A 25,177-nucleotide genomic window follows, 5' to 3' on the forward strand; every position below is an offset into this window, starting at 1 on the left:
CCCACTGCCGATTGCCCGGAAGAACATCGACACGGCAGCGGGAGGGAACCAATGGCGTCTCAGATTTTCTCGGCCATACTCGTCATCATCGTCGGCGTCGGCGGCTGCGTCGCCTATTTCTGGGGCGCCAACAAACTGCTCGACCTCATCTTTCCGGCGCGTGGCGTCACCGGCGCGGCGGCGGTCGATAATCTGCGCCGGCAGGGGCTGATCCGGCCCTGGCTTTTCGTCGGTCCGGCCCTGCTCATCCTCATCATCTATCTGATCTACCCGGTCATCGAGACGTTGCGCCTGTCCTTCATGGATCGCGGCGGCGTCAATTTCGTCGGCCTCGCCAACTATCAATGGGCCTTCGGCGACCGTGAGTTCCGCAACTCCATTCTGAACAACATAGTGTGGCTCGCCGTTGTGCCGGCCGCCTGCACCTTCCTCGGCCTGATCATCGCCGTGCTGACCGACCGCATCTGGTGGGGCACCATCGCCAAGAGCCTGATCTTCCTGCCGCTCGCCATCTCCTTCGTCGGCGCTTCGGTCATCTGGAAGTTCATCTATGAATATCGCGGCGAGGGGCAGACCCAGATCGGCATCCTCAACGCCATCGTCACCGCGCTCGGCGGCTCGCCGCAGGTGTGGATATCGATCCCGTTCTGGAACAATTTCTTCCTGATGGTCATCCTGATCTGGATTCAGACCGGCTTCGCCATGGTCATCCTGTCGTCGGCCCTGCGCGGCATTCCCGAGGAGACGCTGGAAGCCGCCGTCATCGACGGCGCCAATCCGTTTCAGATCTTCTGGAAGATCATGGTGCCGCAGATCTGGGGCACCATCGCCGTCGTCTGGACCACGATCACCATCCTCGTGCTGAAGGTCTTCGACATCGTGCTGACCATGACCAACGGCCAGTGGAACAGCCAGGTGCTCGCCAACCTCATGTTCGACTGGATGTTCCGTGGCGGTGGCGATTTCGGCCGTGGCGCCACCATCGCCATCATCATCATGATCGCGGTCATCCCGATCATGATCTGGAACATCCGGCAGGCGAACAAGGAAACGGGAGGGCATTGAGATGGCTGTCGCATCCGGAAAATCCTTCATCTCCCGTTTCGGCGTCCATCTCGCGGTGCTCTTCTTCGTCGTGCTCTGGACCATTCCGACACTCGGCATCCTCGTCTCGTCGCTGCGCGACAAGGACCAGATTATCGCGTCCGGCTGGTGGAACTCATTCTCCAGTTCGAGCCAGACCGAGGCCGGGCGGTTGCCAGACGCTTCGGCCCAGTCGGAAAAAGACGGCAAGTTCGTCATCGAGGGCAATCTCTTCGAAGAGGGCGGCCCGGCGCGCCAGATCAGCGCTTTTGGCCTGCGCGCCGCGGCGCCCACGCAATACGAGGCCGGCGCCGTCGCCGATCTCAAGGACGGCGTGACGCTGCAGATCAACAAGGACGGCAGCTTCGTCATGGCCTCGCCCAAGGCGTTCGAGGGCGAGCGCGGCCAGCGCGTCTATTTCGCCGCTTCGGCGCCGCCGAAATTCACCACTGACAACTACCGCACCGTGCTGTTCTCGGAAGGCATTGGCCGTTCGTTCCTGAACTCGCTGACGGTGACCATCCCGGCGACCGTCATCCCGATCCTCATCGCAGCCTTCGCCGCCTATGCGCTGGCCTGGATGCGGTTTCCGGGCCGCGCGCTGCTGATCGCCGTCATCATCGGCCTGCTTGTCGTCCCGCTGCAGATGTCGCTGATCCCGCTGCTCAAGCTCTACAACGGTGTCGGCGTCTTCTTCGGCGTGCCGGTCAAGACCTATCTCGGCATCTGGCTGGCGCACACCGGCTTCGGCCTGCCCTTCGCCATCTACCTGCTGCGCAGCTATATCGCCGGCTTGCCGCGCGAGATCATGGAGTCGGCGCGCATCGACGGCGCCAGCGATTTCGAGATTTTCGTCAAGATCGTTTTGCCGCTTTCCTTCCCGGTGCTGGCCTCCTTCGCCATCTTCCAGTTCCTGTGGGTGTGGAACGATCTGCTGGTGGCGATGGTTTTCCTCGGTACGGAGGCGGATCAGATCGTGCTGACCGCCAAACTCAACGCCCTGCTGGGTTCGCGCGGCGGCGACTGGGAAATCCTGACGACATCGGCATTCGTCACCATCATCGTGCCGCTGATCGTCTTCTTCTCACTGCAGCGCTACTTCGTGCGCGGCCTTCTGGCAGGCTCGGTAAAAGGAGGTTGATTGCATGCAATCGGCCCATCGTGAAATGGTAAATCCCGAACTCGCCGTCGATCGCGACTGGTGGCGGGGCGCCATTATCTACCAGATCTATCCGCGCTCCTATCAGGACTCGGACGGCGACGGCATCGGCGATCTGAAGGGCATAGCCGCGCGGCTGCCCTATATCGCCTCGCTCGGGGTGGATGCGGTCTGGATATCGCCCTTCTTCAAGTCGCCGATGAAGGATTTCGGCTACGACGTGACCGACTATTGCGACGTCGATCCGATGTTCGGAACGCTGGCGGATTTCGACGCGCTGGTGGGCGAGGCGCACAGGCTCGGCATCCGCGTGATGATCGACGAGGTGCTGTCGCACAGTTCCGATCTGCATCCATGGTTCCAGGAGAGCCGGTCGAGCCGCAACAATCCGAAGGCCGACTGGTATGTCTGGGCGGACGCCAAGGATGACGGCACGCCGCCGAACAACTGGCTGTCCATCTTCGGCGGTTCGGCCTGGCAGTGGGACACCCGCCGCCAGCAATACTATCTGCACAATTTCCTGTCCGAACAGCCGGACCTGAATTTCCACAGCCGCGAGGTCCAGGATGCACTGCTCGAAGCCACGCGCTTCTGGCTGGAGCGCGGCGTCGATGGCTTCCGTCTCGACACCATCAATTTCTACTTCCATTCGCAGGGGCTGGAGAACAATCCGCCGCTGCCGCCCGAGCAGCGCAACGACCAGACCGCGCCTGCGGTGAACCCTTACAACTATCAGGACCATATCTACGACAAGAGCAGGCCCGAGAATCTCGGCTTTCTCGAACGGTTCCGGGCGCTGCTGGACGAATATCCGGGCGCCGCGGCGGTCGGCGAGGTCGGCGATTCCCAGCATGGGCTGGAAGTCGTTGCCGCCTATACCGCCGCCGGCAAGCGCGTGCAGATGTGCTATGCCTTCGACTTCCTGGCGCCGGAAAAGATCAGCGCGCCCAAGGTGCGAATGGTTCTGGAAAGCTTCGGCCGCGTCGCCACTGACGGCTGGTCGTGCTGGGCCTTTTCCAACCATGACGTCATGCGTCATGCCTCGCGTTGGGCGGTGGGCGAGGCCGATCCGACCGCCTACCTCAAGGTGGTGTCGGCGCTGCTAATGTCGATGCGCGGCTCGGTCTGTCTCTACCAGGGCGAGGAACTTGGGCTCACCGAAGCCAATCTCGCCTTCGAGGATCTGCAGGACCCCTACGGCATCCGCTTCTGGCCCGAGTTCAAGGGCCGCGACGGCTGCCGCACGCCCATGGTCTGGGAGGCCAACGCTCCGAATGGCGGCTTTTCCAACGTCAAGCCCTGGTTGCCTGTCCCCGCCGAACACCTCGCCAAGGCGGTCAGCGCGCAGCAGGGCGATCCGGCCTCGCTGCTGGAGCATTACCGCCGCTTCATGGCCTTCCGCCGCCAGCATCCGGCGCTGGCAAAGGGCGAAATCGAATTCATGCCGAGCGATGGAAGCACCGTCGCCTTCTCGCGCCGCGAAGGCAACGAGCAGATCGTCTGCGTCTTCAATCTCGGCAGCGCTCCGGCGGACGTGCAACTCGGCGAAAATGGTTCACCGCAGCCGCTGCCGGGGCACGGATTTTCGGCACAGGCCGAGGCGGGCACGATACGCCTTGGCGGCTACGGAGCCTGGTTCGGGCGCATCGCCTGAGCAGGACGAACAAAAACGGGAGGGAAACGATGGCCGATCTGACGCTGAGACAGGTGAAGAAATCCTATGGCAATCTGACCATTCTCCACGGCATCGATCTCGATATCGAGTCGGGCGAATTCATCGTCTTCGTCGGGCCGTCCGGCTGCGGCAAGTCCACCCTGCTGCGCACCATCGCCGGGCTTGAGGAGATCACCTCCGGCACCCTGCAGATCGCCGGCGAAGTGGTGAACGACGTGCCGCCGTCGAAGCGCGGCATCGCCATGGTGTTCCAGTCCTACGCGCTTTATCCGCACATGACCGTCTACGACAACATGGCGTTCTCGATGAAGATCGGGAAGGAAAACAAGGCCGAGATCGACAAGCGGGTGAAGCAGGCGGCCGAAATCCTGCAGCTGACCAAATATCTGGACCGTCTGCCGCGCGCCATGTCCGGCGGCCAGCGCCAGCGCGTCGCCATCGGCCGCGCCATCGTCCGCAATCCCAAGGTGTTCCTGTTCGACGAGCCGCTGTCGAACCTTGACGCAGCCCTTCGTGTCGCCACCCGCATCGAGATCGCCAAGCTCAAGGAATCGATGCCCGATACGACGATGATCTACGTCACCCACGACCAGGTCGAGGCGATGACGCTGGCTGATCGCATCGTCGTCTTGAAGGATGGCCATATCGAGCAGGTCGGCACGCCGATGGACCTGTACAAAAAACCGGGCAATCTGTTCGTGGCGCAGTTCATCGGCTCGCCCGCCATGAACATTCTGCCTGCGACCGTCGAGAAAGCCGGCGCCAGCACCGTCATCACCCATGTCGGCGGCAACAAGGTCACGGTGCCGATCGCGACGCCGGCCTCGGCCAAGGGCGCGACCGTTTCCTTCGGCGTTCGCCCCGAGGATTTGTTCATCGCAACAGGCAAGGATTACCTGTTCGAGGGTACGGTGGACTATGTCGAGCAGCTTGGCGAAGTGCAGCTTGTCTATATCGACATTGGCCGCGCCGACCAGCCGCTGACCACCAAGCTGCCCGGCAATGCCGAGGTCAAGCGCGGCAGCGTGCTCAAGCTCGCCGCCAATGCCGAAGACCTGCACATCTTCGGTGCGGATGGACGTTCGTTCCTGCATCAGGAGGCGGCTGCCAAGGCCGCTTGACGATCACATCGCTCCCAAGCAGAAACGGCGGACCTTTTGGCCCGCCGTTTCTTTTTTTCGGGTAGCTTCCAGGCTGCGCGGCGGCTCGCCCGGTTTCAGACGAACGGCTTGCCGATCTGGTATTTCGGCGGGACCAGCCGCCGCAGATAGTCCTTGCCGTCACTGGCAAGCTTGTTTTCATCCTTCATCATGAAGTTTTTCGGCATATGGCGCGTCTTGCCGGCCACCTCTGACAGCGGCACGTTTTTCAGCACCCAGCGCCAGCCGATATCGTTCATCGCTACCGAGCCGCCGCCGTCTGCCGCAACGCCGATTGCGAAAGCGCCGGCGTCGAACGCTTCCGCGCTGTCGACCGGGCTGATCGCACCGATATAGCCGCGCGGCATGTAGCCCAGCGCGTCGACGCGCGCCCGTTTGCCCGGCAAACCTTCGGCGAGCGCATGCTCGAGCGCGGCGTTCAGGTCGCTGCCCGACAGCTTGACATTGCCGTGGGCGTCGCGTTCCAGCCTGTCTGCCGGCACCAGGCTTTCCACCAGCGCCTTGCCGTCCTCGGTCGAGACGCCTTCGGACACAGCGACGATGCAGCGGCCATGCCGGTCCATGGTCGCCTTGATGTCGTCGATGAAACGGTCGACCGAAAAGGCCCGTTCCGGCACGTAGATCAGATGTGGGCCGCTGTCCTCATCCTGCTGCCAGGCCGCCGCGGCGGCAGTCAGGAAGCCGGCGTGCCGGCCCATGACGATTCCGACATAGATGCCCGGCAGCGCCCGGAAATCGAGATCGACGGACAGGAAGGCGCCGGCGACGAATTCTGCCGCCGAGATGAAGCCCGGCGTATGGTCGTTCTCGACGAGATCGTTGTCGATCGTCTTCGGCGCATGGACGAAAGCGATCTTGCCGCCCGCCGCGTCCGACAGGATCTGCTGCGTGCCTGCCGTGTCGTTGCCGCCGATGTAGATGAAGGCATCGGCGCTGGCCTTCTGCAGGCCCTTGAGAACAACCTCGCAATAGGCGGCGTCGGGCTTGTCGCGCGTCGAGCCGAGTGCCGCGCCCGGCGTTTTTCCGATCAGTCTGAGCTGTTCTTCGGGTATCTCGGTAAGGTCGACATAATTGTCATCGCGAATGCCGCGCACGCCGTGACGGGAACCCAGGACCCGCGCATCCGGATAGCGCTTGCGGATTTCCAGGACCGCCCCGACCAGGGTCTGGTTGATGACGGCGGTGGGCCCGCCGCCCTGTGCGATGACGAAAGTTGCAGACATGCGCGATTTCCTCCGAAGGCTGTTTCAGGACACATTCGCCTGTCTTTTTGCAGCGTGCAACGGAAGATTCCGGACGTTTCCGCGGTTTGTCTATAAAACCGAAGCCTGTCCCGGATTTTAGATCACAACCACCGGATTTTTCTTCGACACCCGGCTGTACAGGTCGATGATGTCCTGATTGATCAAGCGCACGCAGCCTGACGACATCGCTTGGCCGATGCTCCACCATTCCGGCGAGCCGTGGATGCGGTAGCCGGTGTCCTTCCCGTCCTGGTAGATGTAGAGCGCCCGCGCGCCGAGCGGATTGTCGAGGCCGCCGGGTTGGCCGCCCTGCCATTTCACCAGTTCCGGCTTGCGCTGGATCATTTCCGCCGGCGGCGTCCATGTCGGCCATTCCCTGCCGTACTGGATGTTGGCGCGGCCGGACCAGCGGAAACCATCCTTGCCAACGCCGACGCCGTAACGAATCGCATCGCCGCCCGGCTGCACCAGATAGAGCAGCCGCTCCTTTGTATGGACGACCAGCGTGCCGGGCGCTTCGCCGGTTGGATCGACGACGATCTGGCGGCGGAACTCGGCCTTCACCTTCTGGTAGGGCACTTCCGGAACCGCGAAGCCACCATCCGTCACGGCCGCATACATGACGTTCGGGCTGGTGATATTGCTGTCGACGCTGATCGAGGGGCGGATCGGCCGGATCGAGCCGGTCGTCAGATTGTCGAGCCCCATCGCGCTCATGTCGACGGTTCGCGAGCAGCCGGCGCCAGCCAGCGCTACAGCACCGAGGCCCGCCAGCACGGCGCGCCGCGAGGTCAGGCCTTCGGTTTCCCGGATTTCGTCTTCTCTCGGCGTCTCCGCCATCTGTTGCAGCTTACGCATACACTCGTGCCCCAGCCATCGGCCGCCTCGGCCGGAAGAACTGCATTTTCATCAAACATGGTTGAAAAAGGATGAAAGCCTTGTGGCGCCTACCCTGGAGCGTCGAATAAAGGGTTTGGCCGGATGCTGGGTCAATCCGCGCACGAAAAGACCTCGCTTCCGTCACAATGCCGGCGGGAGCCTTGCCTATCCCTTCCTCTCGAACCGAGGGGACGCGATGTGGAACACCATAAAGACCGATATCATGCTTCTGGCGATGGGCCTTGCCGCCATCGCGACGGTGTTCGGAGCGGAGCTTCGCGCGTCGGACATCTGGTCTCTGCTCGATGGCGCGAACTGACACCATATTCGTCGGTGCGCAATCGCCTCTTTACAAGATGAGGAAGGCGGGGATTTATCCTGTTTTTTAGCAGGAGAAAAACGCATGTCTTTCGAAAGCTGGGCGGCCTTCGCCGCCGCCTCCGCCGTTCTTCTGGTCATTCCCGGTCCGACTATTCTTCTCGTCGTGTCCTATGCTCTGGGGCAGGGATGGCGCACCGCGCTGCCCATAGCGGTCGGCGTGGCGCTGGGCGACTTCACCGCCATGACCTTGTCGATGCTCGGCATCGGCGCGCTGCTTGCCGCCTCGGCAACAGTCTTTACCGTTCTGAAAATCGCCGGCGCGGCCTATCTCGTCTATCTCGGCGTCAAGCTTTTTCGCGCCGGCGGAACGCTGCGTGCCGAACCGCGCGCCGACGCGGCGTCATCAGCGAGGATGATGGCGCATGCCTGGCTGGTCACGGCGCTGAATCCCAAGAGCATCACCTTCTTCGTCGCTTTCCTGCCGCAGTTCATTGATCGGCACGGCGACTTCTTCACCCAGATGATGATCTTCGAAGCGACGTTCCTGGCTCTGGCGTTCACGAACGCCTTCGGCTACGCGCTTGTCGCCTCCCGCGCCCGCAATCTTGTCGGCAACCCGAAGGCGCTGCGGATATTCAACCGCACCGGCGGAACGCTGCTGATCGGGGCCGGGATCGCCACCGTGGCGATGCGTTCCGGTAACTGACGTCCTTCGGCGGAACGGGGCTATTCGGCCGCGATGGACGCCGGCGCCGCCACGCGCACAAGCTTCTGCATGCGGCGGAAGCTCGGAGGCGCAGGCTTGTCGGGAAACAGCGCCGACCAGTCGCGCGACGCCACCTCGCCGACATAGAGGTCGCCGCGCGAGTCCATGGCCACGGTGTGCGGCGAGACGAATTGCCCGGGACCGGTACCGGCGGTCGGCACAGTGCCGAGGCGGGAAAGCACCTTGCCGTCATGGGTCATGATGGTGATGCGCGGCCCGATGTTCGGCGTCATCCGGTTGACGGGAAGGTAGGAACCCAGTTCGCCGACGAGGCAGAGCGGGCAACTGCGCCCGAACAGTCCGAAGCCGGACGGACGATGGATGTAGTTGAGCTGCGTCTCGTATTTGCCGTTTCCGTCGAAAATCTGGATGCGGTGGTTCTCGCGGTCGGCGACATAGACCCAGCCGTCGCCATCGCAGCAGATGTTGTGCGGCAGATTGAATTCGCCCGGCCCGATGCCCGGCTGTCCCCAGGACGACAGCAGCTTGCCGTTCGGGTCGTATTTATGCACGCAGGCATTGCCATAGCCGTCCGACACGTAGATGTCGCCGCGTGGCGACAGCGCCGTATGCGTGCAGCGGCAGAACGGCTTGCCGCTCATGAAGCCGCTCGTCTTTCCGGTCTCGCCGATCTGCATGAGCAGACTGCCGTCCAGCGTGTACTTCCGCACCGTGTGGTCTTCATTGTCGGTCAGATAGACCGCGTCGTCATGACCGACATGGATGCCGTGCGGGTTGGTGAAGACGCCTTCGCCCCAGGAGCGCAGATAATTGCCGTCGCGGTCGAGCACGATCAGCGGATGCTGGCCGCGGTTGAAGAGATAGACGTTGTCGCTGCCATCGACGGCAATGCCGGCAACGTCTCCCAGTTCCCAGCCTTCGGGCAGTCTGGCCCATTCGTCCTGCGGCCCGAAGGCGTAGTCGCCGCTTCCCAGGACAATGGACATCGGGGTTTCTCCGGATCGGTTCATTTGTCCAACCAATTGACCGCCGTCATCCGGGAAACGCAACCCTGGACATGATCCCCATATTTTTTGCGAAGCACGAAATAAATCTTTTCCGAAGGCTGAATTCTGGTATGAAACCAACAGCGTCAGGGAGGATGGCGAAGCGGCCGACATCTGCGATGCTGCGAGCGTTCAGGGAGGAATACCATGTATCTCGGCCTCGATCTCGGCACCTCGGGTGTCAAGGCGCTGCTGATCGACGAGGCCCAGAAGGCGGTCGGCTCCGGCCATGCTTCGATCGACATTTCGCGCCCGCATTCCGGCTGGTCGGAGCAGGCCCCCGCCGATTGGGTCCGCGCCTGCGAGGAAGCGATCGCCGAACTGAAGGCCGCGCACCCCAAGGAACTCGCCGCCGTGAAGGGCATCGGACTGTCCGGCCACATGCACGGCGCGACGCTGCTCGGCCGCGACGATCAGGTGCTGCGGCCCTGCATCATGTGGAACGACACCCGCAGCCATGAAGAGGCAGCGGAACTGGACGCGAATCCGGCCTTCCGCCGCATCACCGGCAACATCGTCTTTCCGGGCTTCACCGCGCCGAAGCTCATCTGGGTAAAGAACAACGAACCGGAGATTTTCGCCAAGGTCGCCAAGGTGCTGCTGCCGAAGGATTATCTGCGGCTGTGGCTTGCCGGCGAGCATATGTCGGAAATGTCGGATTCGGCCGGCACCGCCTGGCTTGACACCGGCCGGCGCAAATGGTCGCCCGAGCTTCTGGCCGCGACCTCGCTGGATGAAAGCCGGATGCCGTCGTTGGTCGAAGGAACGGAAAAAGCCGGAGGGCTGCGCGCCGAACTGGCGTCGAAATGGGGAATGCGGGCCGGCGTTCCGATTGCCGGTGGCGCGGGCGACAACGCGGCTTCCGCCTGTGGCATGGGCACGGTGGGTGAGGGGCACGCCTTCGTATCCCTTGGCACCTCTGGCGTGCTGTTCGCCGCCAATGCCGCCTATCTGCCGAACGCCGAAAGCGCGGTTCACACCTTCTGCCACGCGCTGCCGCAAACCTGGCATCAGATGGGCGTCATCCTGTCGGCCACCGACTCGCTGAACTGGCTCTCCGACATTACCGGCAAGAGCGCCGGCGACCTGACCGGCGAACTGGGCGACACTCTGAATGCGCCGACCAGCGTTACCTTCCTGCCCTATCTTTCCGGCGAGCGCACGCCACACAACGATTCCGCCATTCGCGGCTCGCTGACCGGCCTTGGCCATGAATCCGGCCGCGCCGTGCTGACGCAGGCCGTGCTGGAGGGCGTCGCCTTCGCCTTCCGCGACAGCTTGGAAGCGCTGGCCAGTGCGGGCACGACGCTCTCCCGCGTCACCGCCATCGGCGGTGGCTCGCGCTCCCGCTACTGGCTGAAAGCGATTGCGACAGCGCTCGGTATCCCGGTCGATATTCCCGCCGACGGCGATTTCGGTGCGGCGTTCGGCGCTGCCCGGCTGGGGCTGGTCGCCGCGACCGGCGCCGACCCGCTACGGGTCTGCGCGGCACCCGACACGGCCGAAACGATTGAGCCGGACAAGGCGCTGAAGCAGGCGTTCGAGGACGCCTATGGCCGTTACCGGAAGCTCTATCCGGCTGTTCGAGACGCCACGGCGTAACCAACGATTTTGTTTTATTCGGACAGCGCCTTTCGGACCTGTCCTGTTCAGGAGGAATGACGATGAGCACCGGTTTCTTCGGCGACATCAAGCCAATCAAGTACGAGGGACCGGATTCGACCAATCCGCTCGCCTATCGCTTCTACAATCCTGATGAGGTCGTCGGCGGCAAGCGCATGGAGGATCATCTGCGCTTTGCCGTCGCCTACTGGCATTCCTTCGCCTGGCCGGGCGGCGACCCGTTCGGCGGCCAGACCTTCGAGCGTCCGTGGTTTGCCGAGACCATGGAGGGCGCGAGACTGAAGGCGGACGTGGCCTTCGAAATGTTCACGCTGCTCGGCGCGCCGTACTACTGCTTCCACGATGCCGATGTGCGGCCGGAAGGTGCGAATTTCTCCGAGAGCGCCGAGCGCCTCGACGAGATCGTCGGCATTTTTGAAAAGAAGCAGAAGGAGACCGGCGTCAAGCTTCTTTGGGGCACCGCCAACCTGTTCTCCAACCGCCGCTTCATGGCGGGGGCCGCCACCAATCCCGATCCGGACGTGTTCGCCTATGCAGCGGCGACGGTGAAGAAATGCCTTGATGTCACCCAGCGCCTGAAAGGCGAGAACTATGTGCTGTGGGGCGGTCGCGAGGGCTATGAGACGCTGCTCAACACCGACCTGAAGCGCGAGCGCGAACAGGCGGGACGGTTCCTCTCCATGGTCGTCGACTACAAGCATCGCATCGGCTTCAAGGGCGCAATCCTGATCGAGCCGAAGCCGCAGGAACCGACCAAGCACCAGTACGATTACGATGTCGCCACCGTCTACGGCTTCCTCAAGGATTTCGGCCTTGAGAATGAGGTGAAGGTCAACATCGAGCAGGGCCACGCCATCCTGGCCGGCCACTCCTTCGAGCACGAGCTGGCGCTCGCCAACGCGCTCGGCATCTTCGGCTCCATCGACATGAACCGCAACGACTACCAGTCCGGCTGGGATACCGACCAGTTCCCCAACAACGTGCCGGAAATGGCGTTGGCCTATTACCACGTTCTGGAAGGCGGCGGCTTCAAGACCGGCGGCACCAATTTCGACGCCAAGCTGCGCCGCCAGTCGCTCGATCCGCAGGACCTGCTGATCGCCCATATCGGCGGCATGGATTGCTGCGCCCGCGGCCTCAAGGCGGCGGCGCGGATGGTTCAGGACAAGGCGCTGTCCGGCCCGCTGGAGGAACGCTACGCCGGCTGGAACAGCGCCGAGGCCAAGGCCATGCTGTCGGGCCAGCGCAAGCTGGAAGACATCGCCGAACGCGTGGTCAAGGAGAAGATCGAGCCGCGGCCGCGGTCCGGCCGTCAGGAGTTTTTGGAAAATATTGTCAACCGCTACGTGTGATTGGCAGGACCACGCAATCCAAAACCGCATTCCTGGAGTTTGAGGCAAAACTTTGCCTCAAATGATCGCGCAATTGCCTTTCTTCAGCCTTCAAGAAGCCGTCACAGGCCTCCTATATTCTGTGCGTCGTAACGAAAGCCGAAAGGAGGCGATGAGATGACCGAAGACCGCGAAATCGATGCCCTTCTAAGGCGCGACGAGACCTGTTCCGTCATCGACCGTTTGATGGCGTTGCCGCATCACCCCAGCCAGAAGTCGAATGAGTGGGAGCGCGCCGTCGCCGGCCGCTTCGAGGCTCACCTGGCCAGGCAGATGCGTTCGCTGATCGATGGCGCGGAATCGCCGCGCGCAGCGGCGTAGTCAAACCGGATTTCAGACAAAGCAAGGCCGGCCGGCGCCGCTCAGTTGAGGGGAATGTCGTTGTCGGCCTTGCTGTCCTGATAGGCGTCGGAAAGCGTCTCGTAGCGCGCTTCGATCGCGCCGATGCGCGCCTCCAGCCGTTGCCGCTCGGCCACCGGCAGCGCCCGCACCATGCGCCGCAGCGAATGGCTCTTCCAGTACGCATTCTCGGCGTTGTAGCCGCCGGGCTCCAGCGTGAAGACCTCTTTCAGGATTTTCAGGTCGTGCGGGATGGCGAACGAATCGCGCGAATCCTCGTGGCTGAACAGGTAGTAGAAATTGTCGAAGCCGGTCCATGTGATGGCCGACAGGCACAGTGAGCAGGGCTCGTGCGTAGCCAGAAAGATGGCGTCCTTGGTATCGACGCGCTCGGCCTTCGGCATTTCGTAGAAACGCTTCAGGCAATGCACCTCGCCGTGCCAGAGCGGGTTTTCAATCTCGTTGTTGGTTTCGGCCAGAACCAGCGAAAAATCGCCCTTCCGCAGGATGGCCGCGCCGAACAGCTTGTTGCCCTTCGCGACGCCTTCGGCTGTCTTCGGCACGATGTCGTCCTCGATCACGTCCAGCAGCCTGTCGATGAGGGAAATGTCGGTCACGTCTTGAAGCCCTCCGGCAGCCTGATCTCGTAGGGATGGGAGAAGTGGAATTCCTCCAGGTTGGAACCGTCGCCGGTGCGGTCGACAACGACGAAATCCTGCGTCTCGCCGATTGGCGTCAGCACGCCATGCCAGGTGTTGCGACGATAGTTCACCCCTTGGCCCGGCGCGGTCAGGAAAGCCTGCGGCGTGCCCGGCCCGTCCTTGCCGTCTGGACAAACGACGACGAGGAAAGGCCGTGGCGATAGCGGAATGAAAGCCTGGCTGCCGAACGGATGGCGTTCGACCATGGTAAGCTGGAGCGGGAAGGCGTAGGGCGTGCCACGAAACAGGCTGATGATGACTTTGCCGTTTTCGCCTGCCGCTTCCGCCTGCGCCAGTGCGTGGTAGCGCTCGCAGCGTCCACTATTGATCGGATAGTGATTGTCGGTATCGAAGTCGATCACGTCGCCGAAGGGAGTAAAGGTTTCGCGGGTGAGGGGCCGGGCGGTGATGATTTCGGTCATGGTCTGACCTGGCATTACCTTTGACCCCCAAATCCGCCCAGCCGCGGATGCCGGTTGACGTCCTTGTAGAGCAGGTAGCGGAAATCGCCCGCGCCGCCGGCATAACAGGCCTGCGGGCAGAAGGCGCGCAGCCACATGTAGTCGCCGGCCTGCACCTCGACCCAGTCCTGGTTGAGCCGGTAGACCGCCTTGCCTTCCAGCACGTAGAGCCCGTGCTCCATCACATGCGTTTCCGGGAAGGGGATCACCGCGCCCGGCTTCAGCGTCACGATGGTGACGTGCATGTCGTGACGCAGATCCGCCGGATCGACGAAGCGCGTCGTCGCCCAGCCGCCATTGGTGTCGGGCATGGGGTTCGGGGCGATGTCGTTCTCGTTGGCGAAGACCGGCTCGGGCGCATCGATGCCATCGACCGCCTCATAGGCCTTGCGGATCCAGTGGAAGCGCGCCGTCGCCGTCCCCTTGTTGCGCAGGGTCCAGCCGCTCGCCGGCGGCAGGAAAGCATAACCGCCCGATGTGAGCCGGTGCGTCTCTCCATGCAGCGTCACGACGATCTCGCCCTCGACCACGAACAGAACGCCCTCGGCATTGCTGTCCGGTTCCGGTCTGTCGCTGCCGCCGCCCGGCTGCACTTCCATGATGTACTGCGAAAAGGTCTCCGCGAAACCGGAAAGCGGCCGCGCGATGATCCACGCCCGCGTCTTCTCCCAATGCGGCAGGAAGCTGGCGACGATGTCGCTGAATTCGCGCTTCGGGATCACCGCGTAGGCCTCGGTGAAGACGGCGCGGTCGGTGATCAGGTCGGTCTGCGGCGGCAGGCCGCCTGTCGGTGCGTAATAGCTGCGCGCGGTCTTCTTCATCATGTCCATCGTTGCATGACCTTATTGGGGAAGCATGTCTTTGAGGCGCAGCAGCGCGATGCGCTCGACCTGCGCGCAGGCGGTCTCGAATTCGGCGGCGCGCGAATTGCCGATGCGCGCCTCGAACGCTGCAAGGATGTCCTCCTTGCTCTTTCCCTTCACCGCGATGATGAAAGGAAAACCGAAGGTAGTGACATAGGCGGCGTTGAGCTTGGAAAACAGCTCGCGCTCCTTGTCGGTCAACGCGTCCAGCCCGGCCGAGGCCTGCTCCTTGGCCGAGTCCGCCGTCAGGCGCTTGGCGGCGGCCAGCTTGCCGGCGAGATCCGGATGCGCCTGGAGCACGCCGAGCCGTTCAGTCTCGCTGGCGGCGCGGAAAGCCCGGCACAGCGCGTTATGCAGGCCGCCCGCCGTATCGTGGGCCGGACCGAGCTCAAGGTCGTGCGCGCGCTCGGCGATCCAGGGCGAATGCTCGAAAATGCCGCCGAACGTCTGCACGAACGCCTCGCGGTCCATGCGGGACGGGCGAAGCGGCCGCGCCGCATAGGGATGCGTATCGCGCCAATGATCGGCGATGTCGATGCGCCGCGCCAGCCAGACCCGGTCATGGCTCTTGAGGTATTCGACGAACCGCTTGAGCGCCGCGAAGCGCCCCGGCCTGCCCACCAGCCGGCAGTGCAGGCCGATATTCATCATGCGCGGACGGCCGTCGCGGCCCTCCTCGTAGAGGGTGTCGAACGTGTCCTTCAGATAGGTGAAGAACGGGTCGCCGTTCGAGAACCCCGCAGGCACGGCAAAGCGCATGTCGTTGGCGTCGAGCGTATAGGGGATGATGAGCTGCGGCTCGATGGGGTGGCCGTGCCCGTCATGGTCGAGCCAGTAGGGCAATTCATCGTCATACGCATCGGAGCAATAGGCGAAGCCGCCTTCCTCCGCCACCAGCCGCACCGTATTGACGGATGTTCTGCCCGTATACCAGCCGGTCGGGCGCTGCCCGGTGACTTCCGTATGAAGCTTGATCGCGGCGGCGAGATCCTGCCGCTCGTCCTCGATCGCATGATCCCGGTAGTCGATCCATTTCAGGCCGTGCGAGGCGATCTCCCAGCCGGCATCCTGCATCGCGGCCACCTGGTCGGGCGACCGGGCCAGCGCGGTGGCGACGCCGTAGCAGGTGACGGGCACGTTCGCCGAGGTGAACAGCCGGTGCAGCCGCCAGAAGCCGGCGCGCGCGCCATACTCGTAGATCGATTCCATGTTCCAGTGACGCTGGCCGGGCCAGGGTGCTGCGCCGACGATTTCGGACAGGAAGGCTTCGGAGGCCTTGTCGCCGTGCAGCACGCAGTTCTCGCCACCCTCCTCGTAATTGACGACGAACTGCACGCAGACATGCGCGCCGCCCGGCCATTTCGGGTCCGGCGGGTTTGCCCCGTAGCCTCGCATGTCACGCTGGTAGCGCATGATCCCTCCTGCCGGGCCCTGCCTCGAATGGATACGGGCCGGAAGTGCCCTGACGATAGTCGAAAGGGGCGGCGACCATTCCCCTGAAATTTTTGAAAGTGTTTTTGTCGCCCTTTGCTCGAACGGGACTTATGCATCGCCTTTAATTGGCGCACAATTCATCCCTATGTTCGATTGTACCTGAAAGGGAGGCGGCAATTGGCGGAAACGCAGGCAGCAGGTGGGCGGCTTACTACCCACGTGCTGGACACGGCGACGGGCAAGCCGGCGGCTGGGCTGTCGATCCTGCTCTACCGGGTCAGCGGCAATTCGCATCGCAAGCTGAAAACGGTGGTGACGAATGCCGACGGGCGCTGCGACGAGCCTTTGCTGCAGGGCAAGGAATTCCAGCTCGGCCAATATGAGCTCATATTCCTTGCCGGCGATTATTTCCGGACCCTTGGCCTCGATCAGCTTCCGGACCCGATGTTTCTGGATCAGGTTCCAATCCGCTTCGGCATGGCGGAGGAGAAGCACTATCATGTGCCGCTGCTGATCTCTCCTTACGGCTATTCGACCTACAGGGGCAGCTGAGCATGGCGAAACCGAAAATCCGCTCGGAACTCCGCTTCCTCCTCAATGGCGAGGACGTCGCCCTTGCCGATGTCGCGCCGGACGCCACGCTGCTCGATTTCCTGCGCCTCTCCCGCTCGCTGCGGGGCACCAAGGAAGGCTGCGCCGAGGGCGATTGCGGCGCCTGCACCGTGCTCGTCGGCCGGCTGAGCGGCGGCAAGCTCGTCTATGAAAGCGTCAACGCCTGCATCCGCTTCCTCGGCTCGCTCGATGGAACCCATGTCGTCACCGTCGAACATCTGCGCGGCGAGAGTGGCCAACTGCATCCGGTGCAGCAGGCGATGGTCGATTTCCACGGTTCGCAATGCGGCTTCTGCACGCCGGGCTTCGTCATGTCGCTCTACGCGCTTTGGATGAAGTCGCCGGACCCCTCCAATGCCGAGATCGAGAAAGCGCTGCAGGGCAACCTTTGCCGCTGCACCGGCTACGAGGCCATCGTGCGCGCAGCACACGCCATTTCCAGCTACGGCAAGGCGGCGAAGGACCCGCTCGCCGTGGAGCGCAAGGCGGTAACCGCCCGTCTCGAACAATTGCGCGACGGTCTGCGTGTCGAGATAGGCGCGGGCAGGCAGCGGTTGATCGTGCCGGCGGACGTTGCCGATTTCGCCAGGCTGCTGGAAGCCGAGCCCGCCGCTACCGTCGTCGCCGGCTCGACCGATGTCGGGCTGTGGGTGACAAAGCATATGCGCGATATTTCGCCCGTTATCTTCATCGGTGGGCTGGATGGCCTGAAAACGATCTCGGAAGACAAGGACGCCGGGGATGGAAAAATCATTTCCATCGGCGCGGGCGTAACCTACACCGAGGCGTTCGCGGCACTGGCGAAGCGCATCCCGGCGTTCGGACCGCTGTTCGACCGCATCGGCGGCGAGCAGGTGCGCAACATGGGCACCATCGGCGGCAACATCGCCAATGGCTCGCCAATCGGCGACACGCCGCCGCCGCTGATCGCGCTTGGAGCCATGCTGACTCTGCGCAAGGGCAAGGCGCGGCGCACCATTCCGCTGGAGGATTTCTTCATCGCCTATGGCAGGCAGGACCGCCAGCCGGGAGAGTTCGTCGAGGCGGTGCATGTGCCGGTTCCGGATGAGGGCACGCACTTCGCCGTCCATAAGGTGACCAAGCGCCGCGACGAGGACATCACCGCCGTTCTTGGCGCCTTCCACCTGACTTTGGCGCAGGATGGGACCGTCGCCGATGTCTGCATCGCCTATGGCGGCATGGCGGCGACGCCGAAGCGCGCCTACGCGGTGGAAAAGGCGCTGATCGGCCAGCCCTGGACGGAGGCGACGGTCATGGCGGCGATGGACAGATACGCCGAGGATTTTGCGCCGCTGACCGACATGCGCGCCTCGGCGGAATACCGGGCGATGGCGGCCCGCAACCTGCTGCTGCGGTTCCATGCCGAAACCAGCGGCACAAGGGCGCCGCTCACAGTCACGCGGGAGAAGGCGGCGTGATGACTACCCACACGCCCGATCTCAAGGCGGCAAGGATCGCCGGCGGCGTCGCCGCTGACCAGCGCCACGACTCGGCTCACAAGCATGTCGCCGGCACGGCAATCTATATCGACGACATGCCGGAACCCGCCGGCACGCTGCATGGTTGCCTCGGTCTTGCGACTGTCACGCATGGCGACATCGTTGGCATGGATCTGTCCGCCGTGCGTGGCGCCCCCGGTATAGTCGACGTGCTAACGGCGAGTGACATTCCCGGCGAGAACGACATTTCGCCCACCGGGCGTCACGACGAGCCGGTATTGGCCGATGGCAAGGTGCAGTTCCACGGCCAGCCGATTTTCTGCGTCATCGCCGAGACGCGCGAGCAGGCGCGCCGCGCCAGCCGGCTGGCGAAGGTCGAATACAAGGAACTGCCCTTCGTCACCGACATTGGCGGGCTGGACCCGCTGAAGGACAAGCTTGTCACCCCGCCGTTGACCTTGAAGCGCGGCGATGCCGCCGCAGCGATCCGCAACGCGCCGCGCCGCGTGAAAGGAAAGATGCGTGTCGGCGGGCAGGAGCATTTCTATCTCGAAGGCCATATCGCCATGGCCGTCCCCGGCGAGGACCAGGACGTTACCGTCTATTGCTCGACCCAGCACCCGACCGAGGTGCAGCACATGGTCGGCCATGCGCTCGGCGCGCCGAGCCACGCGGTGACGGTCGAGATCCGCCGCATGGGCGGCGGCTTCGGTGGCAAGGAGACGCAAGGAAACCAGTTCGCCGCGCTGGTGGCCATCGCCGCCAAGAAGCTCGGCCGCGCCGTCAAGATCAGGCCCGACCGCGACGACGACATGATCGCCACCGGCAAGCGGCACGATTTCCTGATCGACTACGAGGCCGGCTTTGACGACGATGGCAATATCCTCGGCGTCGATTACATCTATGCGGCGCGCTGCGGCTTCTCGTCCGACCTCTCCGGCCCGGTGACCGACCGGGCGCTGTTCCATTGCGACAATTCCTATTTCTACCCGGCGGTGAAGGCGGTATCGGCGCCGCTCTATACCAACACCGTCTCGAACACCGCCTTCCGTGGCTTTGGCGGACCGCAGGGCATGGTCGGGGCAGAGCGCGTCATCGACGAGATCGCGTTTGCGCTGGGCAAGGATCCGCTCGACATCCGCAAGCGCAATTTCTACGGCACCGAGGATCGCAACGTCACGCCCTATCACCAGACCGTCGAGGACAACGTCATCGGCCGTATCGTCAACGAACTGGAGGCCAGCGCCGACTATGCCGGCCGCCGCCGCACCATCCAGGCCTTCAACGCCAACAGCCGCTTCGTCAAGCGCGGCATGGCGCTGACGCCGGTCAAGTTCGGCATCTCCTTCACCGCCACGCATTACAATCAGGCCGGTGCGCTGGTGCATGTCTACACCGACGGTTCGGTGCATCTGAACCATGGCGGCACCGAGATGGGACAGGGGCTGAATACGAAGGTCGCCCAGGTGGTGGCCGAGGAGTTCCAGATTGATCTGGACCAGGTCAAGATCACCGCCACCACGACCGGCAAGGTGCCGAACACCTCGGCGACCGCCGCGTCCTCCGGCTCGGACCTGAACGGCATGGCTGCGCAGAATGGCGCGCGCCAGATCAAGGACAGGCTGGTCGCTTTCGCCGCGAAGAAGTATTCGATTCCTGCGGACCAGGTCGAATTCCTGCCCAACCGCGTGCGCGTCGGCAATCAGGAGATCGCCTTCGCCGACCTCGTCAAGCAGGCCTATATGGCCCGCATCCAGCTTTCGGCGGCGGGTTTCTACAAGACGCCGAAAATCCATTGGGATCGCGACAAGGGCGAGGGCCATCCCTTCTATTATTTCGCCTACGGCGCTGCCTGCTCCGAGGTATCGGTCGATACGCTGACCGGCGAATACATGGTCGAAAGAACGGATATCCTGCATGAGACCGGCCGCTCGCTGAACCCGGCCATCGATCTCGGCCAGGTCGAAGGCGGCTTCGTCCAGGGCGTCGGCTGGCTGACAACGGAGGAGTTGTGGTGGGACGACAAGGGCCGGCTGCGCACCCATGCGCCCTCGACCTACAAGATCCCGCTGGCCTCCGACCGGCCGAAGATTTTCAACGTCGCGCTGGCCGACTGGTCCGAGAATGCCGAACCGACCGTCCATCGCTCCAAGGCGGTCGGCGAGCCGCCCTTCATGCTTGGCATGTCGGTGTTTCACGCGCTTTCAGATGCGGTGGCGAGCGTGGCGGATCACAAGATCTGTCCGCGTCTCGATGCGCCGGCAACGCCCGAGCGGGTGCTGATGGCGATTGAAAGACTGAAGACAGAAGCGGTGAAATAGCGCCGAAGCTGCTGGGGCCTGATATTGTGGTGATGGCTGGATTGCTGTTTATCGTGTCGATCCAAATGCCGGGGCATGCGGTGCCATGACCTCCGCCATGCACAAGCTGCGGCAATTCCTCGCCACGGCGGAGCCGCTTGCCCTGGTCGAGGTTGCGGCGACGAAGGGCTCGACGCCGCGCGAAAAGGGCGCCTTCATGCTGGTGTCGCGCGTCGCGATTTTAGGCACGATCGGGGGCGGCCAGCTCGAATACATGGCGATCGACAAGGCGCGGCAGATGCTGGGGTCTTCAACCTCCCCCTTGTGGGGAGGATCGACCGGTGAAACCGGTCGGGGTGGGGGTGGAAAAAACCATACACCCCGCACCCCCGCCCCGGACCTGCTGTCCGACTCTCCCCACAAGGGTGGCGTTTCGCTCACCGTCCCGCTTGGCCCCGAAATCGGCCAGTGCTGCGGCGGCAGTGTCAATCTGTCGATCCGCAAGGTCGATGAAATCCTGGCATCTGACCTTGTCCGGACGGCGGAGACGGAAGACGCCGCCCTGCCGCACCTCTACATCTTCGGCGGCGGCCATGTCGGCCATGCGCTGGCGGCGAGCGCCGCGCTGCTGCCGATCAAGGTCGTGGTGGTCGAGACCCGCGCCGGCGAACTCGAGGGTATGCCGGAAGGTGTCGAAACCCGGCTGACGGCGGTGCCGGAAGAAGTTGTTCGCGACGCCCCGTCAGGGTCGGCTTTCACCGTCCTCACCCACGACCATGCGCTGGATTTCCTGATCGTCGCTGAAGCGCTGAAGCGCGGAGGCGCCGCCTATGTCGGCATGATCGGATCGAAGACCAAGAAGGCAACGTTCCGGAACTGGTTCCTCAAAACCGCAGCCGGCACGATGGAACAATTCGCCCGTCTCGTGTCGCCCATCGGCGGCGAAGCGGTCAGGGACAAGCGCCCCGAGGTCATCGCCGCGCTCGCGGCGGCGGAGATCATGACGGCGCTGGCGGCTTATCCGTTGGCGCGAGAAACCGCCATCAGCGCGGACATCACCGCCCCGCCAGCAAATCCTTGATCAGCCGCTGGCAGCGCTCCGCCATGAAGTCGAGCAGCAGCCGTACCTTGGGGTCCTGCAGGTTCTTGTGCGGATAGACGGCGGCGAACTGCACCGGCGTCGGCGGCGTCTCGGTCAGGATCACCTTTAGCCGGCGGTCGCGGATGAACGGCTCCACCTCGAAGCGCGGCTTGTTGATGATGCCGCGGCCGGCCAGTGCCCAGCCGGTCAGCACGTCGCCGTCGTCGGAATCGAACGGGCCATGCACCTCGAATTTCTGCGGCCCGCCGGGCATCTGCAACATCCAGTAGAATTCCTTGCTGCCGGGATACCGCAGCATCAGGCAATCATGCTTGCGGCCCAGCAGATCGGAAGCGGTGGCGGGTTCGCCGCGCGCCTCCAGATATTTCGGCGATGCGACCAACACGCGCTCGCATTCCATGATGCCGCGCATACGCAGCGATGAATCCTCGATCAGGCCGAGCCGGAAGGCCACGTCTATGCCCTCCTTGAGGATGTCGACATTGTGGTCCGAAAGCCTGAGCCGCACCTCTATATCGGGGTATTTGTCATGGAAATCGGGAATGCCGGACGCCACCAGCCGGCGGCCGAGCCCCAGCGGCGCGGTGACGCGGATGGTGCCGCGCGGCTGGCCGGACAGCGCCGAGACGGAGGCCTCGGCCTCGGTGATCGCGTCCAGCACGTGCTTTGCACCGGCATAGAAGACCGTGCCATGTTCGGTCGGCATCAATTGCCGGGTGGTGCGGTTGAAAAGCCGGACACCGAGATGCTTCTCCAGTTCCTTGATTCGGTTGGAGGCGACGGCGGGCGAAATGCGCATGTCGCGGCCCGCCGCCGACAGGTTGCCGAGTTCGACGACGCGGACGAAGACGGCGATATTGTCGAGATAGGCCATGCTGGCTGGCTTCCTAAGCTGGCAATGCGAAATCAACGTAGTATTTTCTATCTTTTTTTGAAAGTCATCGCCGTGCTTGCATCTTTCCGTTTGCGCGCCAGCCCGTAAAGTCCGCCAATCGACAGGGAACACTGGGCATGTTGGATTTCGCGATCTTCTGGGACTGGTTGAGCTTCGCGGTGCGCTGGCTGCATGTCATCACCGGCATCGCCTGGATTGGCTCGTCCTTCTATTTCGTCGCGCTGGACCTCGGCCTGCGCCAGCGTCCCGGCCTGCCTGCCGGCGCTTTCGGCGAGGAGTGGCAGGTGCATGGCGGCGGCTTCTATCACATCCAGAAGTATCTGGTCGCGCCGGCCGAGATGCCGGAGCACCTGACCTGGTTCAAATGGGAAAGCTACGCCACCTGGATGTCCGGCTTCGCCATGTTGGCGGTGGTCTACTATGCCGGAGCGGATCTGTTCCTGATCGACCGCAACGTCCTCGACATGTCGGTGCCGGTGGCGATCCTGCTGTCGATCGCCTGCCTTGTCGCCGGCTGGATCGTCTATGACGTGCTCTGCCGGTTCCTGATCGGCAAGGCCGACACCGCTCTGATGCTGATCCTCTATGTCATCCTGGTGTTCATGGCCTGGGGCCTGACGCATCTGTTCAGCGGCCGCGCCGCCTTCCTGCATCTGGGAGCCATCACCGCCACCATCATGTCGGCCAACGTTTTCATGGTCATCATCCCGAACCAGAAGATCGTCGTCGCCGACCTGATCGCCGGCCGCAAGCCCGATCCGAAATACGGCAAGATCGCCAAGCAGCGCTCGCTGCACAACAACTACCTGACCCTGCCCGTGCTGTTCCTGATGCTGTCGAACCACTATCCGCTGGCGTTCGGCACCCGCTACAGCTGGATCATCGCCTCGCTGGTGTTCGTCATCGGCGTGCTGATCCGGCACTATTTCAACTCGCTGCACGCGCGCAAGGGCAACCCGACCTGGACCTGGCTCGCCGCCGGCATCCTCTTCATCGCCATCATCTGGCTCTCCACCGTGCCGAAGATTTTGACCGGCGAGCCGCAGGCGTCCGCCGCCGCGCAAACCCTGATCGCCTCCAGTCATTTCCCGGCGGTGCGCGATACCGTGCTTGGCCGCTGCTCCATGTGTCATGCGCAGGAGCCGTCCTACGAAGGCATCTACCATGCGCCGAAGGGCGTCATGCTCGACAACGATGCGTCGATTGCCGAACACGCCAGGGAAATCTACCTGCAGGCCGGCCGCAGCCACGCCATGCCGCCGGGCAACGTCACCCAGATCACCGACAAGGAGCGGGAATTGCTGACGGCGTGGTTCGAGGATGGCCGGGGAGCAGCCGCAAACAAATGACCACCACCCTTCTGCGCGGCCGCACGCTGTCCTTCCTGCGCTGGCCCGAAACCATCGACGACCATGCCGCCTATGCCTATGAGGACGACGGCGGCCTGTTGATCCGCGATGGAAAAATCGTCGCGGCGGGTGCTTATGCCGATGTTGCCAAACAAGCGGGCGACGACACGAAAACCATCGACCACCGCCCGCATCTGCTGTTGCCCGGCTTCATCGATGCGCATGTGCATTTCCCCCAGATGCAGGTCATCGCCAGCTACGGCGCCGAACTGCTCGACTGGCTGAACACCTACACATTCCCGGAAGAATCGAAATTCCAGAACGCCCAGCATGGCCGCCGCATCGCCCGCCTGTTCCTGGATGAGATGGTGCGCCACGGCACCACGACGGTCGCCGCCTATTGTTCCGTCCACCGGGAATCCGCCGAGGCCTTTTTCGCCGAGGCGCATGACCGCAACATGCTGACCATCGCCGGCAAGGTGATGATGGACCGCAACGCGCCGGACGCCGTGCTGGACACGCCGCAATCCGGCTATGACGACACCAGGGCGCTGATCGAGAAGTGGCACGGCAAGGGCCGCCAGCATGTAGCAATCACGCCGCGCTTCGCCATAACCTCGTCACCCGAGCAGTTGGAGATGTCGGGAGCGCTGGCCCGCGAATTCCCGGACCTGCACATGCAGACGCATCTGTCGGAAAACCACGCCGAGATCGCCTTCACCCAGCAGCTCTTCCCGTGGTCGAAGGACTACACCGACGTCTACGAACGCTACGGCCTGCTCGGCAAGAAAAGCCTGTTCGGTCACTGCATCCACCTGTCGGAGCGCGAGGCCGACGCGCTGTCGGACAGCGGCTCGGTGGCGGTTTTCTGCCCCACTTCGAACCTGTTTCTCGGCTCCGGCCTGTTCGACTACCAGCGCTATCGCCGCCGCGAAAAGCCGCTGCGCATCGCCGCCGCCACCGATGTCGGCGGCGGCACCAGTTACTCCATGCTGCGCACCATGGATGAGGGCTACAAGGTGATCGCGCTGAACGGCGAGAAGCTGAACCCGTTCCAGTCCTTCTGGCAGCTGACACGCGGCAATGCCGAGGCGCTGTCGCTGGCCGACAAGGTCGGCACTCTGGAGGAGGGCACCGACGCCGACATCATCGTGCTGGATGCCGGCGCGACGCCCGCCATGGGCCTGCGCATGGAAAACATCGAGACGTTGGCCGAGGAACTGTTTCTGCTGCAGACGCTGGGCGACGACCGCGCCATCCGTGAAGTCTATGTCGCCGGACGGGCGGCGAAGGGCGATATGGCGGCGTAACTGGTGCGTCCTTCGAGGCTCGCCCCTGGATCGACTATTTCCG

Annotated in this window: 23 protein-coding genes; 15 read left to right on the plus strand and 8 right to left on the minus strand. The window is 63.4% G+C overall.

The genetic code is table 11. The annotated features are described in order from the left end of the window. Positions 1-51 precede the first annotated feature (51 nt). From J2X35_RS00415 to J2X35_RS00430, 4 genes are read left to right on the plus strand one after another with little or no spacing between them, the layout of a single operon-like run. The gene (locus tag J2X35_RS00415) at positions 52-1,065 is read left to right on the plus strand and encodes a carbohydrate ABC transporter permease (protein ID WP_056107184.1); all 1,014 of its coding nucleotides are present in this window, start codon (positions 52-54) and stop codon (positions 1,063-1,065) included. 1 nt (position 1,066) lies between these two features. Further along, positions 1,067-2,224, plus strand: a complete 1,158-nt coding sequence (locus J2X35_RS00420) for a carbohydrate ABC transporter permease (RefSeq protein WP_310180229.1) — start codon at positions 1,067-1,069, stop codon at positions 2,222-2,224. Between the two features lie 4 nt (positions 2,225-2,228). Beyond that, a complete protein-coding gene (locus J2X35_RS00425; RefSeq protein WP_056107188.1) occupies positions 2,229-3,896 on the plus strand; it encodes an alpha-glucosidase in 1,668 nt (555 codons plus the stop codon). Positions 3,897-3,925: 29 nt separating this feature from the next. Beyond that, a complete protein-coding gene (locus tag J2X35_RS00430; protein ID WP_056107191.1) occupies positions 3,926-5,038 on the plus strand; it encodes an ABC transporter ATP-binding protein in 1,113 nt (370 codons plus the stop codon). Positions 5,039-5,133: 95 nt separating this feature from the next. Here J2X35_RS00430 and J2X35_RS00435 read toward each other — a convergent pair whose 3' ends face one another. Both J2X35_RS00435 and J2X35_RS00440 read right to left on the minus strand, forming a co-directional pair. After that, positions 5,134-6,300, minus strand: coding sequence for a diphosphate--fructose-6-phosphate 1-phosphotransferase (locus tag J2X35_RS00435; RefSeq protein WP_310180232.1), 1,167 nt, complete (start codon positions 6,298-6,300; stop codon positions 5,134-5,136). Positions 6,301-6,417: 117 nt separating this feature from the next. After that, entirely contained in the window at positions 6,418-7,161 is a 744-nt protein-coding gene (locus tag J2X35_RS00440) for a L,D-transpeptidase (RefSeq protein ID WP_244478803.1), read from the minus strand. Between the two features lie 235 nt (positions 7,162-7,396). On the opposite strand from J2X35_RS00440, the gene J2X35_RS00445 reads away from it, so the two are divergent. Both J2X35_RS00445 and J2X35_RS00450 read left to right on the plus strand, forming a co-directional pair. Then, positions 7,397-7,519 (plus strand): hypothetical protein, encoded by a 123-nt coding sequence (locus tag J2X35_RS00445; RefSeq protein ID WP_310180234.1) that lies wholly within the window; start codon positions 7,397-7,399, stop codon positions 7,517-7,519. Between the two features lie 84 nt (positions 7,520-7,603). Further along, on the plus strand, positions 7,604-8,227 hold the full coding sequence (locus J2X35_RS00450; protein ID WP_310180236.1) for a LysE family translocator: 624 nt from the start codon (positions 7,604-7,606) through the stop codon (positions 8,225-8,227). 20 nt (positions 8,228-8,247) lie between these two features. On the opposite strand, the gene J2X35_RS00455 is transcribed toward J2X35_RS00450, so the two are convergent. Next, positions 8,248-9,234, minus strand: a complete 987-nt coding sequence (locus tag J2X35_RS00455) for a peptidyl-alpha-hydroxyglycine alpha-amidating lyase family protein (protein ID WP_310180238.1) — start codon at positions 9,232-9,234, stop codon at positions 8,248-8,250. A 207-nt stretch (positions 9,235-9,441) separates the two neighbouring features. On the opposite strand from J2X35_RS00455, the gene xylB reads away from it, so the two are divergent. The 3 genes from xylB to J2X35_RS00470 all read left to right on the plus strand — a co-directional run bounded on the left by xylB (position 9,442) and on the right by J2X35_RS00470 (position 12,629). Continuing rightward, on the plus strand, positions 9,442-10,896 hold the full coding sequence (gene xylB / locus J2X35_RS00460) for a xylulokinase (protein WP_310180240.1): 1,455 nt from the start codon (positions 9,442-9,444) through the stop codon (positions 10,894-10,896). A gap of 62 nt (positions 10,897-10,958) precedes the next feature. Next, positions 10,959-12,269 (plus strand): xylose isomerase, encoded by a 1,311-nt coding sequence (gene xylA / locus J2X35_RS00465; protein WP_310180241.1) that lies wholly within the window; start codon positions 10,959-10,961, stop codon positions 12,267-12,269. A 156-nt stretch (positions 12,270-12,425) separates the two neighbouring features. Further along, positions 12,426-12,629, plus strand: a complete 204-nt coding sequence (locus tag J2X35_RS00470) for a hypothetical protein (protein WP_310180243.1) — start codon at positions 12,426-12,428, stop codon at positions 12,627-12,629. A gap of 41 nt (positions 12,630-12,670) precedes the next feature. On the opposite strand, the gene J2X35_RS00475 is transcribed toward J2X35_RS00470, so the two are convergent. Genes J2X35_RS00475 through puuE form a run of 4 tightly spaced genes read right to left on the minus strand, consistent with a single transcriptional unit; the run spans position 12,671 to position 16,085 of the window. Continuing rightward, positions 12,671-13,264 (minus strand): nucleoside deaminase, encoded by a 594-nt coding sequence (locus J2X35_RS00475; protein ID WP_056107206.1) that lies wholly within the window; start codon positions 13,262-13,264, stop codon positions 12,671-12,673. Next, the gene (locus tag J2X35_RS00480; RefSeq protein WP_310180246.1) at positions 13,261-13,770 is read right to left on the minus strand and encodes an ureidoglycolate lyase; all 510 of its coding nucleotides are present in this window, start codon (positions 13,768-13,770) and stop codon (positions 13,261-13,263) included. Before J2X35_RS00480 ends, J2X35_RS00475 begins: the two co-directional genes overlap by 4 nt. Positions 13,771-13,784: 14 nt before the next feature. Further along, complete coding sequence (locus J2X35_RS00485; protein WP_405023188.1) at positions 13,785-14,630, minus strand: bifunctional allantoicase/(S)-ureidoglycine aminohydrolase; 846 nt, start codon at positions 14,628-14,630, stop codon at positions 13,785-13,787. Between the two features lie 21 nt (positions 14,631-14,651). Next, positions 14,652-16,085, minus strand: a complete 1,434-nt coding sequence (gene puuE, locus J2X35_RS00490; protein WP_310180248.1) for an allantoinase PuuE — start codon at positions 16,083-16,085, stop codon at positions 14,652-14,654. A 198-nt stretch (positions 16,086-16,283) separates the two neighbouring features. On the opposite strand from puuE, the gene uraH reads away from it, so the two are divergent. The 4 genes from uraH to xdhC all read left to right on the plus strand — a co-directional run bounded on the left by uraH (position 16,284) and on the right by xdhC (position 21,559). Beyond that, positions 16,284-16,658 (plus strand): hydroxyisourate hydrolase, encoded by a 375-nt coding sequence (uraH, locus tag J2X35_RS00495; RefSeq protein WP_310180251.1) that lies wholly within the window; start codon positions 16,284-16,286, stop codon positions 16,656-16,658. A gap of 2 nt (positions 16,659-16,660) precedes the next feature. After that, positions 16,661-18,157 carry a xanthine dehydrogenase small subunit gene (gene xdhA, locus J2X35_RS00500; protein ID WP_056107215.1) on the plus strand — a complete coding sequence of 499 codons (1,497 nt, stop codon included), beginning with the start codon at positions 16,661-16,663 and terminating at the stop codon, positions 18,155-18,157. Next, the gene (xdhB, locus tag J2X35_RS00505) at positions 18,157-20,499 is read left to right on the plus strand and encodes a xanthine dehydrogenase molybdopterin binding subunit (protein WP_310180253.1); all 2,343 of its coding nucleotides are present in this window, start codon (positions 18,157-18,159) and stop codon (positions 20,497-20,499) included. The genes xdhA and xdhB overlap by 1 nt, the downstream gene beginning before the upstream one ends. A gap of 85 nt (positions 20,500-20,584) precedes the next feature. Continuing rightward, entirely contained in the window at positions 20,585-21,559 is a 975-nt protein-coding gene (gene xdhC, locus J2X35_RS00510) for a xanthine dehydrogenase accessory protein XdhC (protein ID WP_310180256.1), read from the plus strand. On the opposite strand, the gene J2X35_RS00515 is transcribed toward xdhC, so the two are convergent. Continuing rightward, positions 21,534-22,454: a LysR family transcriptional regulator gene (locus J2X35_RS00515; RefSeq protein WP_310180259.1), complete on the minus strand. Its 921-nt coding sequence runs from the start codon at positions 22,452-22,454 to the stop codon at positions 21,534-21,536. The two genes, xdhC and J2X35_RS00515, sit on opposite strands and share 26 nt — an antisense overlap. Before the next feature lie 137 nt (positions 22,455-22,591). On the opposite strand from J2X35_RS00515, the gene J2X35_RS00520 reads away from it, so the two are divergent. Beyond that, positions 22,592-23,824: a urate hydroxylase PuuD gene (locus J2X35_RS00520; RefSeq protein WP_310180261.1), complete on the plus strand. Its 1,233-nt coding sequence runs from the start codon at positions 22,592-22,594 to the stop codon at positions 23,822-23,824. Then, on the plus strand, positions 23,821-25,134 hold the full coding sequence (guaD, locus tag J2X35_RS00525; RefSeq protein WP_310180263.1) for a guanine deaminase: 1,314 nt from the start codon (positions 23,821-23,823) through the stop codon (positions 25,132-25,134). The genes J2X35_RS00520 and guaD overlap by 4 nt, the downstream gene beginning before the upstream one ends. Positions 25,135-25,177 lie beyond the last annotated feature (43 nt).

It is taken from the genome of Mesorhizobium sp. BE184 (genome assembly GCF_031457045.1).
GTDB lineage: Bacteria > Pseudomonadota > Alphaproteobacteria > Rhizobiales > Rhizobiaceae > Mesorhizobium.

Coding starts and splice junctions, on each gene's coding strand:
- J2X35_RS00415 (WP_056107184.1), top strand. CDS start 52: ATGGCGTCTCAGATTTTCTCGGCCATACTCGTCATCATCGTCGGCGTC.
- J2X35_RS00420 (WP_310180229.1), top strand. CDS start 1,067: ATGGCTGTCGCATCCGGAAAATCCTTCATCTCCCGTTTCGGCGTCCAT.
- J2X35_RS00425 (WP_056107188.1), top strand. CDS start 2,229: ATGCAATCGGCCCATCGTGAAATGGTAAATCCCGAACTCGCCGTCGAT.
- J2X35_RS00430 (WP_056107191.1), top strand. CDS start 3,926: ATGGCCGATCTGACGCTGAGACAGGTGAAGAAATCCTATGGCAATCTG.
- J2X35_RS00435 (WP_310180232.1), bottom strand. CDS start 6,300: ATGTCTGCAACTTTCGTCATCGCACAGGGCGGCGGGCCCACCGCCGTC.
- J2X35_RS00440 (WP_244478803.1), bottom strand. CDS start 7,161: ATGGCGGAGACGCCGAGAGAAGACGAAATCCGGGAAACCGAAGGCCTG.
- J2X35_RS00445 (WP_310180234.1), top strand. CDS start 7,397: ATGTGGAACACCATAAAGACCGATATCATGCTTCTGGCGATGGGCCTT.
- J2X35_RS00450 (WP_310180236.1), top strand. CDS start 7,604: ATGTCTTTCGAAAGCTGGGCGGCCTTCGCCGCCGCCTCCGCCGTTCTT.
- J2X35_RS00455 (WP_310180238.1), bottom strand. CDS start 9,234: ATGTCCATTGTCCTGGGAAGCGGCGACTACGCCTTCGGGCCGCAGGAC.
- xylB (WP_310180240.1), top strand. CDS start 9,442: ATGTATCTCGGCCTCGATCTCGGCACCTCGGGTGTCAAGGCGCTGCTG.
- xylA (WP_310180241.1), top strand. CDS start 10,959: ATGAGCACCGGTTTCTTCGGCGACATCAAGCCAATCAAGTACGAGGGA.
- J2X35_RS00470 (WP_310180243.1), top strand. CDS start 12,426: ATGACCGAAGACCGCGAAATCGATGCCCTTCTAAGGCGCGACGAGACC.
- J2X35_RS00480 (WP_310180246.1), bottom strand. CDS start 13,770: ATGACCGAAATCATCACCGCCCGGCCCCTCACCCGCGAAACCTTTACT.
- J2X35_RS00485 (WP_405023188.1), bottom strand. CDS start 14,630: ATGAAGAAGACCGCGCGCAGCTATTACGCACCGACAGGCGGCCTGCCG.
- puuE (WP_310180248.1), bottom strand. CDS start 16,085: ATGCGCTACCAGCGTGACATGCGAGGCTACGGGGCAAACCCGCCGGAC.
- xdhA (WP_056107215.1), top strand. CDS start 16,661: ATGGCGAAACCGAAAATCCGCTCGGAACTCCGCTTCCTCCTCAATGGC.
- xdhB (WP_310180253.1), top strand. CDS start 18,157: ATGACTACCCACACGCCCGATCTCAAGGCGGCAAGGATCGCCGGCGGC.
- xdhC (WP_310180256.1), top strand. CDS start 20,585: ATGACCTCCGCCATGCACAAGCTGCGGCAATTCCTCGCCACGGCGGAG.
- J2X35_RS00515 (WP_310180259.1), bottom strand. CDS start 22,454: ATGGCCTATCTCGACAATATCGCCGTCTTCGTCCGCGTCGTCGAACTC.
- J2X35_RS00520 (WP_310180261.1), top strand. CDS start 22,592: ATGTTGGATTTCGCGATCTTCTGGGACTGGTTGAGCTTCGCGGTGCGC.
- guaD (WP_310180263.1), top strand. CDS start 23,821: ATGACCACCACCCTTCTGCGCGGCCGCACGCTGTCCTTCCTGCGCTGG.